9 protein-coding genes, 3 tRNA genes and 1 pseudogene are annotated in these 12,556 nt (G+C 34.7%); 7 read left to right on the forward strand and 6 right to left on the reverse strand.

Annotated features, from left to right (window positions below):
• Positions 1-3 precede the first annotated feature (3 nt).
• Positions 4-1,300: pseudogene (locus ACFELV_RS03885) on the forward strand (serine hydrolase domain-containing protein).
• A 198-nt stretch (positions 1,301-1,498) separates the two neighbouring features.
• On the opposite strand, the gene ACFELV_RS03890 reads toward ACFELV_RS03885, so the two are convergent.
• From ACFELV_RS03890 to bamE, 4 genes are all read right to left on the reverse strand, one after another.
• Positions 1,499-1,575: transfer RNA gene (locus tag ACFELV_RS03890), tRNA-Arg, on the reverse strand.
• Positions 1,576-1,889: 314 nt separating this feature from the next.
• On the reverse strand, positions 1,890-3,170 hold the full coding sequence (locus ACFELV_RS03895) for an APC family permease (protein WP_375326839.1): 1,281 nt from the start codon (positions 3,168-3,170) through the stop codon (positions 1,890-1,892).
• Positions 3,171-3,473: 303 nt separating this feature from the next.
• Positions 3,474-3,548 (reverse strand) — tRNA-Glu (locus ACFELV_RS03900).
• 99 nt (positions 3,549-3,647) lie between these two features.
• Positions 3,648-4,109 (reverse strand): outer membrane protein assembly factor BamE, encoded by a 462-nt coding sequence (gene bamE / locus ACFELV_RS03905; RefSeq protein WP_375326840.1) that lies wholly within the window; start codon positions 4,107-4,109, stop codon positions 3,648-3,650.
• A gap of 557 nt (positions 4,110-4,666) precedes the next feature.
• On the opposite strand from bamE, the gene rpmF reads away from it, so the two are divergent.
• Complete coding sequence (rpmF, locus tag ACFELV_RS03910; RefSeq protein ID WP_375326841.1) at positions 4,667-4,867, forward strand: 50S ribosomal protein L32; 201 nt, start codon at positions 4,667-4,669, stop codon at positions 4,865-4,867.
• Positions 4,868-4,873: 6 nt separating this feature from the next.
• Entirely contained in the window at positions 4,874-5,827 is a 954-nt protein-coding gene (locus tag ACFELV_RS03915) for a beta-ketoacyl-ACP synthase III (protein ID WP_375326842.1), read from the forward strand.
• A 359-nt stretch (positions 5,828-6,186) separates the two neighbouring features.
• Here the strand turns inward: ACFELV_RS03915 and ACFELV_RS03920 are convergent, their stop codons facing one another.
• Together ACFELV_RS03920 and lon are read right to left on the reverse strand one after the other, a co-directional pair.
• Positions 6,187-7,506, reverse strand: a complete 1,320-nt coding sequence (locus ACFELV_RS03920) for an MFS transporter (protein WP_375326843.1) — start codon at positions 7,504-7,506, stop codon at positions 6,187-6,189.
• Between the two features lie 113 nt (positions 7,507-7,619).
• Complete coding sequence (lon, locus tag ACFELV_RS03925; protein ID WP_375327505.1) at positions 7,620-9,956, reverse strand: endopeptidase La; 2,337 nt, start codon at positions 9,954-9,956, stop codon at positions 7,620-7,622.
• Between the two features lie 359 nt (positions 9,957-10,315).
• Here lon and ACFELV_RS03930 point away from each other — a divergent pair, with 359 nt between their 5' ends.
• From ACFELV_RS03930 to ACFELV_RS03945, 4 genes are all read left to right on the forward strand, one after another.
• Entirely contained in the window at positions 10,316-11,314 is a 999-nt protein-coding gene (locus ACFELV_RS03930) for a serine/threonine dehydratase (protein ID WP_375326844.1), read from the forward strand.
• Positions 11,315-11,741: 427 nt separating this feature from the next.
• Positions 11,742-11,818, forward strand: a tRNA-Val gene (locus ACFELV_RS03935).
• A gap of 140 nt (positions 11,819-11,958) precedes the next feature.
• On the forward strand, positions 11,959-12,348 hold the full coding sequence (locus ACFELV_RS03940) for a hypothetical protein (RefSeq protein WP_375326845.1): 390 nt from the start codon (positions 11,959-11,961) through the stop codon (positions 12,346-12,348).
• Entirely contained in the window at positions 12,255-12,479 is a 225-nt protein-coding gene (locus ACFELV_RS03945) for an ATP-binding protein (protein ID WP_375326846.1), read from the forward strand. Before ACFELV_RS03940 ends, ACFELV_RS03945 begins: the two co-directional genes overlap by 94 nt.
• Positions 12,480-12,556 lie beyond the last annotated feature (77 nt).

The raw sequence follows: 12,556 nt of genomic DNA on the forward strand, positions 1-12,556 counted from the left end.
TCCATGAGGTACTATGTTACTTTATTTATGGTGCTAATGCTAAATAGTGCGGTCAGCTTGGCTGGTATGCAAGCAACAATAGCAAAAACTACCCAAGAATATCTCTCAAGCCGTTTTCTAAATGCGAGTTTCTTATTTGCTGATAGTACCACTAATTTGATAGTAGGAGCTAAAGGGCTTTTTTCAATATATGGGGAACAACTTAAAGCTAATCAGGAAATGGCTATTGGAGCTGCCACAAAACCTATTATAGCTGTTGCAATATTAAGGTTACAAGATCAAGGTTTACTGAATGTACAAGATAAAATTTCTACCTATATAAGCCTCGAATATTGGCCTCACGACAAACTTCCTAAGTTTATCCAGGCAATAACTATTCATAATCTATTAACCCATACTAGTGGTTTACCAGAATATGTGAATAAAGTAAAAACTGATTTAACTATATCGCAAAAAGAAAATAATAAGAATATCATAAAATATACCTTCTCGACACTGCCTGCTTTCAATACGCAGCTAAATAAATACAACTATAGTAACACTAACTTTATCATTTTAGGTATGATTATTGAAAAAGTTAGTAAGAAAGATTTAAGGAGCTTTTTACAAGACGAATTTTTTAAGCCATTAAAAATGAATTCAACTAAATTAGCTACTTTTTCTGAAGCAAAAGAAATGCAAAAAAATTCCACTACATCAAATTATCCGTTGCGTTATTTAGTGCAACCTAACAATAGTAAGCCTAAGTTTATATTAATGAACTCGCAACTTCCATTTGCTTCCAAATTTCCACTGATTCCTTATGCGGATGGAGGGATAGTATCTAATACATTTGATCTTATTAAATGGCACCGTGCACTGCACCAAGGTAAAATATTGTCGGCAAGTTCTTATAAACTTATGACTACTAAACATTAGTTTAGTTCACCGAAAAGGGACAAGAGGGCAGGGAACTGATGCGCTAGATGATAAGCCTAGTGGTGAGCAGGGTTCTATTATTAATCTTGCCCAAAAACTACATAAAACATATACAGGGTATGGTATTTTTATTGCCGAACTAAATGATAAGGATCTGATGTTTCATCATTCAGGGGGGAGTACTGGGTTTGGGGTACGTAGTGAAGTAGGGTATATCCCTTCTAAAGATTTGTATTTTGCAATATTGAGTAACGTGGTTGTACAGATTCCGGCAGATAAAGTCATGAAAGTGGATATGAATAATATTGCTAACCAATTAGACATATCTTACTTCCGAGAAGCAATTATCAATTCTATAATTTATAATGATACGAAAACTTAAGGTTGGGAAGGAAATTTTTATAGCTTGATTTATGCGTATTTTATCTGCAAAATAGCAGAAATTTTTGAAATAGGTAGACTATTGACTTGCAAAATTCCCACTATTTTTCGAGTACAATTCTCTATAAATCACTTCTATAAAAATTTCCTTCACACAACCTAGTGCAACGCATACGTAAAATGTACTAAACTATGTGATTGGTGAAACCGAGAGGATTCGAACCTCCGACCTAGTGATTAGGAATCACTCGCTCTATCCAACTGAGCTACGGCTTCTTCATGAAAGTAAATATATTAGACTTCTTTTAGAGCTTGCTTCTGGTAGGGAATTTGAAGAAGGCTCTTCGCTTCAAACCGCATCGTACTTAAATGTATGTGAGGATTTGTGCCTAGAGGCATTATCCAAATTACCATCTTGAGTAGAGTTTTAAAAGAAGTTCTATTCTAGTATATTGATTTGTCTGCCTGGCAAAGCTGCGCCTTTGTTCTTCCTTCCTGTAATTTGCTGAGCTGTGCTTGCGCCCGCTGTCCCTCTCTTAAGTCCTTAATTCCACTGCTAAATAATAGATTTAGCGGGGTATTTAAAGTCGTTAGTGCTGCTTTTTATACCAAAAATAATATACAGGAATTCCGCTTAATGTAAATGAACTAGCAATTATTATAGTGCTAATAGGAGTTTGATAAATAGTCCATACACAAAAAATAATGGCACCTCCGCCGATCAACCACATATATAAAGGAACTTGGGTTGGTTGAATTATTAACAATTTGCAAAATGCAATACTGCATGCTAAATACACAAATAAAAAGGCTATTACTGAAAAATCGATTATTTCGGTAATTTGCGCCGATAAATTTTCATTTGCGGTAATAATTAGCAATGGTAATATCCCCATACAACTGATAATTATACTCCAAATTGGCGCCCCATGTTTATTTGTTTTCGCTAGAAAGGCAGGCATAAATCTATCTTCGGCTAAACCTAAGGCGATTTGCCCACTTGTTAATATCCAAGCATTTAACGTTCCAATACAAATAATTGCGGCAATTAATGAAATTATTATATGCCATTTACCTCCGAAAATTATTTGAGTAGCATCTACATAAGGTGCACTAGAGGAGATTAATTCTGTTTTGGGAATGATCCCGATAATGCCAATATTATTAATTAAATATATTATAGCTACACACAGAGTACCAGTCACTATTGCCTTAGGTATAGTTCTTGAAGGATTAATTACTGATCCAGCTTGTGCAGTAGCCGATTCTAGACCAATAAATCCCCAAAATGTTAATAATACTACTTCACTAAGTATTTGAGCAAAAGTTAAATTACTAGTGGTTTGATCTATAACAAAATTTCTACTGTCAAATTTATATAATGCTGCAACTGGGATAATTACCAGAGGGATAAATTTTAACATCGTGAATATAAACTCCACCCGTCCTGCTAGCGCGATCCCCTTTAGGTTTAACAGCATAATTGCCAATAATAATAATATTTCTAAACATAAGTATAGTAACCCATTATACGAGCCTATTAAAGGAGCTAAATATCTGACAGCTGAAATCACAACCGTCGCCGTACTAACCCATGAAATTAGCCAATAGGTCCAGCCCGTAAAAAATGCCGCTGCATTACCAAAGATATTCTTTAAATATACATGAGGGCCCCCTGTCTGCGGAAATCTTGAGCAAAGTATCGCAAATAATAATGCTAAGATTATTGCGGCACATGATGACACGACCCAGCCTGCTAAACCGTATACTCCAAAAGGTGCTAAGCTTGTTGGGAGCACTAAAATGCCTGTCCCAATTTGACTACCACTAACTAATGCAAAAACTGACCAAAAACCAAGTTTTTGTGACATTATAATCCTATCATTGTAAGTTTTTGCAAAGTGCAGTAATAAAACTTATAAGTTATTGGGATGTAACCTAATATATAAGCTGGAGAAAGATTATGGAGGTACACTACTACACTATCATCGACAATGCATACGTAAAACTGCTTAAAACATAAATTGTGCATTATTTTCAAGGATAGCTTGATACCAGCACCATCATTATTATTTTAAGGTGAGCATAGGTTATTACTTTGCTTTCTCTAAAGCATTACTATTGATACAAAATATAACTATCCTTTAATGCAACACAAAAAATATTGATTAAGGTGGTGACCCCTACGGGAATCGAACCCGTGTTTTCACCGTGAAAGGGTAGTGTCCTAACCGCTAGACGAAGGGGCCATAATACTATACTTATATAAGTAACAGCGTTTCAGTTTATACACTATACTTAAAATAATGCAAGCATGAAATTATCTTAGTTTTATAATTAATTGCCCCCTATTTTCTCTTCTTTTTCTTACTTTCTGTAGTTTGATTAAATCTGCCAATATTTCTAACAAATTTTTGCACGCTATTAAGTTCTGTACCATAAGTTTTAGTACATTCATTAACAATCTTTATGTCATTTTGATGAGAATTATTAAGCACTAACACCTCATCAACAATATCATGGTTATTAAAAGTAATTTTTATTATTCTCTGTTCCAGAACCTTTGGATTAAACCAAGCTCGTTTGGATAAAGAACGATGTACATAGTACCAAGTATTAGGCGAATAGTTAGGAATAATTGTTGCTGTTCCAATTAAATCTTCTACTGCGTTTTTGCTCAATTTGCTATTCTCAAGCATAGGTAATAAATTATTCTCCACATATTGACCTCTTGACTCAATCACTTGACAATTAGATATCGCTAGCAAGATAGCGATAGGGAGACAAATTCTCATTATAAAAGTTTTCATAAAATTTATTCTTGAAATTCCTAGATTTTGTAATGGAAATATAATATACTGCCGTATCGATTTGACAAATACTTTTTATACATAAAATTATAAATGTCACTATAAAAGAGTGTTTTTAAAAATTATGGATTTGGATAATACTAGAGATATCTAGCTCCTCGTATCCTAACAGCTTAAGGAAATTTTGATATAATAAGCTAAATTGAGATTACTAAAATAGAATTCTGGAGTATTAAATCGAAGCCTATTAAAACTTACAGTAAATGAAAAAGTTTTAGCATCTTGGCCGCACCACTTGGAGTGCGCTTTGTTTCTTATTGTATCACGTCAATTCGACAATTAATTTTATATCGAATTGAAGCTACAATATAATAGAACTCTTGCATAACCTAAAGATAGTTGAGGAATTTTTAGGAAAAACGTAGCCGAGCACCACAGCATACATGGAAGTACGTGAGGAGCGGAGACAAGTTTTGACGACAAAATTACCAACTAGATTAGGTTATGCAAGAGGGCTAATGTTTATTAAGTAAATAATTTAATTTTATAAGGGGAATATGGCAGTACCAAAAAAGAAGACCTCGAAATCCAAACGTAATATGCGCCGTTCTCATCTTGCACTAGGTCGAATTAATGTAGTCGTAGATTCTGAAACAGGAGAGTATAAGCTTCCCCATCATATTTCTTTGGTGGATGGGACTTATAATGGAAGACAAGTGATTGTAAAAAAAACAGAAGCAGACGAAGAAGTAGCATAAATTGTAATGGCATGTAAAATTATTGGGTGTGGTTCCTATTTACCTGAAACTATTGTGAGCAATGCGGCTCTGTCTTTATCCGTTGCTACTAGCGATGAGTGGATTCGCTCCAGGACTGGGATATTAAAAAGACATATTGCTGGGGATAATCAATATACGTCTCATTTAGCTCTTGAAGCTAGTCGGAAGGCTATAGAAGATGCTAACATTTCCCCTACTGCGATAGATTTAATAATTACTTGTAGCACAACTCCTGATAATAGTTTTCCTTCTATTGCCTCTAGGTTACAAGGCTTCCTTGCACTTGGCAGTATCCCGGCGTTTGATCTGCAAGCAGTATGTTCGGGCTTTATTTATGGCTTACATGTAGCCGATACCTTCATTAGTTCTCGTAAATATAAAACCATCTTATTGGTTGGAGCTGAAAAAATGTCGTCCTTACTCGATTGGGATGATAGAGCTACTTGTATATTATTTGGGGATGGAGCGGGAGCGGTAGTATTACAATATAGTGATGATAATGCTGGGGTAATCGATAGTCATATTTACTCAGACGGCCGTTATTATGATCTCCTTTATACCGATGGAGGGGTTAGTATGAATGGTAAAAGTGGTAAATTAAGAATGAAGGGCCAAGAAGTATTCAAATATGCCGTAGAAAAAATGACCAAGTCGGCAGAAGAGATAATGTTTAAGAATGACTTGATCGCCGATGATATAGATTATTTTGTCCCCCATCAGGCCAACATAAGGATTATAGAGGCAATCGCAGAGAGACTAAAATTTGATCCCAATAAGGTAGTCAAAACAGTAACAGAACATGCGAATTGTTCTGCTGCCTCAATCCCGTTAGCACTGGATACTCTTAAAAATAGTAATATTCTCAAAAAAGGTGATATACTATTGTTTAGCGCTATGGGGGCTGGGGTCACTTGGGGTTCCGCTTTAGTTAGGTGGTAGGTATATTATCTTCCTTACCAAACATACTATTTTTCTATTAAATTGCTCTATAAATTGACTAATACTATCAAAATTTCCTTCACACAGGCCTAGGTTAATGATTGGGCTAATTCAGCAGCTAATACCAAATTGCTTTCAAGACAGTAGGAGGAGTACGAGTGGTGAGGCGCGCGGAACCTAGTAGATCTAGGCGAGCACGACGAATCCCGAAATACGATGACCTAATGTGAAGAAAGCAATTTGGTATAACTTATTTGCTCTTCGTGGCATACCACCTAACCAAAGATGTCAACAAAAACTTAAGGGTAATTATTAGAGCAGCACCCTCTACTCAATACCTTTCTAGCCTACAACTTCCTTCATGTGGCAGCACCTTGTTCTAATTGTTGAAAATGATATATACCAAATGAGAATCCTATCATTACTGGCATCATGATAAACAGCACTAAGCCCCATTGTCCAAAATGCTTTGTTAAATACGCTGTTCCAAATGCAATAATAACCTGCATCAAGGAATGCGCAAAAGCAAATAAAAAACTAACATAGGTAAAACGTTTGAATATAGGAAAATATTTATAAAAAATTGGCTCAGCTGAATTGCCACTTAGAACAACCAGCATAAAAAATGATTGAAGAAGAAGCAGCTGTAATGGAGTATTGATATGAGTAAGTAAATAAGGAGTCATTAGAGTAACAGGAAATAGTATCAAGAGTTTAATCTTAAGAATTTTTAGTGGATATATAATATAACTTAGATAGGATAATACAAAATATCCTAATAAGTTTATAATTGAAATAATAAAATTGTGATGAATTACTTGTTCTGCACTATAATTAAAAGTAGTTTTTAAAATCTGGGCACAATGAATATAAACAAAATAAAACCACACTGGCCAGCCACACGATATAAAAAACAATGATATGACAGTTAATTTATTAGTTTTTTCTGTATAAATTGGATCATCTTTTAATAATTTTATATTTATCTTGGCACGCTTAAACTTTTTCTTAATCTGACGTTGTGCATCAGCAAATTCTGGAACTTCTCTCAGCACAGTCCTAGCTACTGTACCAATTATAGCAATCACTGCTCCTATCCAAAATGCTATACGCCAGTTTAATCCAAAAGATAACACTAAAGATGCGATACCTAATGCCGCTGTTGACCCTATAACGTAAAAAACTGAAATTAGCGTTACTACGAAATATTGTACAGGGGGAGTTGTTATTTCAGTGAGATAAATTTTTGCTCCTATTACTTCCCCCATCGAAGAAATCCCTTGTATAATACGACACAATGTGACTAACCATGCAGCGGTAATACCAATTTGTTCATAAGTTGGAAGATTAGCCATAATAATACAGGAAATAGCCATCATGAAAGTGGTTATTACAACAGTTACTTTACGTCCTATATGATCCCCAATCCATCCAAAAATTAATGCTCCAAAAGGTCTCAATACGTAAGTAGAACAAAAAGCAGCCGCCGAATAAAGAGCAGCCGTGTGAGAATCAGTTTTCGGAAAAAACAGTTCATTAAGGAATACAGCCATGTGTACGTAAAGCATTAGGTCAAAATATTCTAAGAACGTTCCTATTGACAGTAATCCTATAGACTGCTTCTGTTGTTTGGTTAACGAAGCAAATGTTCCAGTATTATTTATTGCATATCCTTGCATAATCAATACTATTAAATAAATTTAATTATACTATTTTGTAATATTATAATCAAATAGAAGATTATAGTACAGCAATTATCGGCGAAGAATATACGGCTCAGGGTAAGATTAAATTAACTTGAGCTGGGAATAAAATTAGTATTCACTAAAGCAAATTTGAGTACTTCATCTATAGTAGATACAGGCAAAATTTCTAAGTTATTTTTGATAGTAAGAGGAATTTCTTTTAAATCTTTGACATTGTCAGTAGGTATTAACACTACTTTAATGCCTCCTCTGCTAGCAGCTAGCAGCTTTTCTTTTAGCCCCCCAATAGGTAATACCATTCCTCTTAAAGTAATTTCTCCTGTCATGGCTATAGTTCGTTTTACTGGTATTTTAGTCATAAGAGAGACAATAGTTGTAAATATAGCGCAGCCAGCAGAAGGACCATCCTTGGGTATAGCTCCTGCAGGTACATGGAGATGAATATCTAGATCCTTATAATCTTCATATTTTAAACCGAAACTATTTGCCCTCGCACGAAAACAGCTATAAGCAGCTTGTGCTGATTCTTTCATTACATCTCCTAGCTTACCGGTAGTTTTAATTTCTCCTTTACCAGGAAATGTTAATGCTTCAATCGTTAATAATTCACCTCCTACTTCGGTATATGCTAGCCCAGTAGTGCTACCTATCTGGTCCTCCTTTTCTGCTAAACCAAAGTTATACTTCTGTACCCCTAAATATTCTTCCAGATTTGGGGATACTATAGAGATATTTTTAATTGTTTTATTGCTTAAAATTCTTTGTAAAGCTTTGCGGGTAAGAGAGCTAATTTCTCTTTCAAGGGATCTCACTCCAGATTCCTTGGTATAATACCGGATTATATCTAAAATAGCTGTCTCATCAATAGAGAGCTCATTTTTCCGCATCCTATGCATTTTAAACTGTTTAGGAATTAAATAGTTTTTAGCAATTTGTAATTTTTCCTCTTCCACGTACCCAGAAACGTTAATTATTTCCATGCGGTCTAATAATGCTCTAGGTAGGTTATAAGAATTGGCTGTGGCAATAAACATCACCTCAGATATATCATATTCTACTTCTAAATAATGATCAACAAAATGACTATTTTGTTCGGGGTCTAATACTTCGAGTAAAGCAGAGGCAGGGTCCCCTCGGAAATCAGAACCCATTTTATCTATTTCGTCAAGTAGCATAACAGGATTGCTAGTTTTAGATTTTTTAATTAAGTTGATGATTTTCCCAGGCATAGACCCAAGATATGTTTTTCGATGGCCTCTAATTTCTGACTCATCCCTAACACCACCAAGAGCGAATTTAGTATATTTTCTACCTATTGCCTCTGCTATGGATTTCACTAATGAGGTTTTACCTACGCCTGGAGGTCCAATTAAACATATTATAGGACCTTTAATTTTTTTTGAACGTTGTAACACCGCTAAATATTCGATAATACGATCTTTTACTTTTTCAAGCCCAAAATGGTCACGATCTAAAATGTTTCTTGTTTTGTTAATATCGATTTTACTATTATCAAATTTCCCCCATGGCATAGCTAATAAAGTATCTAGATAATTACGTATTACTGATGATTCACCTGACATTTGGTTCATCATTTTGAGTTTTTTTAATTCATTCTCCGCTTTCTCTTTTGCTTCTTTGGACAGTTTCAGGGTTTTAATTTTTTTTTCTATATCTGAAAAGTCTGTTTTGTCATCTTCAAGCTCCTTTTGTATAGCTTTCATTTGTTCATGCAAATAATAATCACGTTGAGTTTTCTCTATTTGTTTTTTTAGACGTTGTTGTAGAGATTGCTCAGCTTCTAACTGCGCCATCCCAGAGATTAATGTATCTATTATAGTCTTAATTCTAGCTTGTGGTTTTGTTTCTTCTAGTAAAGTTTGTTTTATTAATAATGGAGCAACCAAATGAGAAGATAGAACATTAGTAATATAACTAAAGTTTGTAGGATCTTTTTTGATTTCAGCAGCTATGGTTTCAATGATTTCTGGATTAATTTTCTTATGATTCTTAGTATAATCTATAAATAATTCAATAACGTTGGTGGTAGCAACTTTCAAGTTTTCTATATCCGTTACTTCTTCATCTTCTATTACGCTATATTCCGCTTCGAATGTTTCATTATTAGTTATGTTATAAAGCTTAACCCGATCAATTGCTTCAATTAGAACTTTTGCATTATTTTGTACTCTCACAGTTTGTATAATCTTCGCGATTACTCCCACCGAATGAAGGTCTTGAATATTTGGATATTCTTGATTTTGTTGTTTTTGCAATACTAGTAATATTCGCCTATTATCTATATTGTCAGTACTAAGTAGGGCATGAATAGATTTTGCTCTACCAACAAATATAGGAGCAATCATACCAGGAAATACCACCATATCTTTTAATACAAGAAGTGGTAATCTTTCTTTATTTATCATACAAAAACCTTGAGAAATTTATATACTAGGGCAGCTGTTAGCTATATAATATTACCATACTAGGATTTCAAGCAACTTTATGGTATTAAAAACAGTTAATTAATTTAAATTATCATCAATTGCAGAATATGTTTGTGGTGTTATAGTTTCATTATTGCCACTATATCATAGCATAGGGGCTTGCAAATGCTTTGAAGCAGAGCAAGTCCAATGGATATGGCAAATTATACAGGTTATTTAAGCGTTCAATAAGTTATATCATCAAATATGGCTTTTAAACTTGATAATTTTGTTGACACAACCTAACAATAAAGCTCCGTTTTTACTGAAAACACAACGAAACTAACGAAGTCAATATGAAGCTACCAATTGAGCATACACACCCTATAATAATAGCAAGTAATAGAATAAAAGAATATCTGTATTTAACTCCAATAATTCAATCTAGCACGTTAAATGAAATGTTGGGGCATGAGATTTTTTTTAAAGCTGAATCCTTGCAGAAAACAGGAGCATTTAAAGTAAGGGGAGTATTGAATCATTTATTAGAGCTACAGGAACAAAAATCCTTACCGGCTAAAATAGTAGCATATAGTACGGGTAATCATGGTCTTGGACTTGCCTGGGCTGCAAAAATCCTTAAAGTCCATGCTAGAGTTTATTTACCTAAAAATACTTCGCTGATTAAGCAACAAGCAGCAAGATATTATGGGGCTGAAGTAATACTGACAAGTACTAGACAGGTAGCAGAAGATAGAGCAAAAGCGGATATAGCAAATGGTTTTTATTACTTGCATCCTTCTAATAGTAATTCTAGCGTCGTGGGAGCCAGTACTATGTGTTATGAAGCTTTGCAACAATTACCATTTTGTCCAGATGCTATTTTCGCTTCTTGTGGAGGAGGGGGGTTACTTTCAGGATCATATTTAGCAAAGGAATTATTATCTCCCTCTACTTTGCTAATAGGGGTAGAACCAAGTCAAGCGAATGATGCTTTTTTATCTATAAAACAAAATGCTATATATAGATTTACTGATTCCCCAAATACTGTAGCGGATGGGCTGCGTACGTTAAGTGTATCCGAACGTACATTTAACTATTTAAAAAAACTGGATGATATTTTTCTGGCCGAGGAACATTTAATATATTATTGGACTAATTGGTTAATACATTTATTAAAAATTGCTTGTGAGCCCTCTTGTGCTTTAAATATGGGGGGGGTAGTTAATTGGTTAAAAAAACAGTCTACTCCCCAAAAAGTGTTAGTGCTGTTATCAGGCGGCAATATCGATGTTAGTCTTTACCAAGAGCTTGGGAAGAGAGAAGATCTATTACATGGCCCCAGCTTGAAATAAAGCATTAGTCTTCCTGCATAAGTTGAAAAAACCCTCAATCCTCCACTATGACTTATATGGGAAGTCTAATGCTTTAATCTTGAAGGTCTTTAGATAAGACATAATAAATTAGAGAAATTACTTGCTTTTTCCTAGGAAATAAGTCAATATGTCGCTCATATTTTAAGAATTATAAGTTGGTCTTAAAACTTATGGCATGAAAATGGGTAATATTATAGACCAAGAGAGGTAGTGGTGACCCATGAATTTGATGGTAGGATGCTCTAAGGTCGTATAAATATACGTGAGCACAACGGCAGATTGCAAGTTTAAGCTTAGGATTGCTGTCTTTAACTATAGCCAGAAGTAGCGTGATAAAATAGGGCTTCAGAATAAAGTAATTCTTATCAGACAATGAGTATGTTTGACTATAATGAATACTTATTAAGGGCGATTAGCTCAGTTGGCTAGAGCATCTCGTTTACACCGAGAGGGTCGGGAGTTCAAGTCTCTCATCGCCCACCATATTACCCATCAGCCTTTCAGGGTTTCCTTAAGCTTCCTCGAAATTCCATATGCTGGTCATATGCTGCTTTTAAATACAGTTATGGCTATTTAAATTGCGCGAAAACCCTTATCAGATCTGATGTTCAGATGGAGGGATTATGCAGCAATTAGTCAACTCTTCCTCTTCTACTCTTGCTTATATTTCTGCTAATAGTAACCAAAATGATACTATCTTCTATAATTTCGTTGGTAATTTTGTTCCTCCAGAATGGCGTGATCTTCAAGATAGTGGCAACAAAGCTTTCAGCAAAACTGCTAAGCAATTATTGTCGCTAGTAGTTTTCCGCCTTCAGGTTTGTCATAATAGCCGTAACAATCTCCAAGATGATGAATTACAAGAATCTTATCATTTCTTTGAACAATCACTCGGAGTTTGTCAAAGGCGTATTAGGCAATGCATGCTGGAATTGGCCTTTCTAAAGAAAAGCAGCAAGATATTTGTGAAAAGCTCGGGAGTTTTGGTTCTGCTAGCCAGTGTAAAGAGCTAGGTTTAGGATTAATATATGTGAAACAGTTGATCCACGAAATGAAGGGGAAGATTGAGCTGAGCAGTGAAGAAGGTAAAACCACTACTATTGAGTGTAAAATACCGGTGCAACTGCCAAATAGTACTGATTAGTTAGGCTATAACAAGTTGCTGTAAGCCTTGCAAACTTACAGCAATAAATTATTTGCTTAAATTACTTAGTGGTCTAA

The sequence above is a fragment of the Candidatus Tisiphia endosymbiont of Nemotelus uliginosus genome, assembly GCF_964264835.1.
Classification (GTDB): domain Bacteria; phylum Pseudomonadota; class Alphaproteobacteria; order Rickettsiales; family Rickettsiaceae; genus Tisiphia.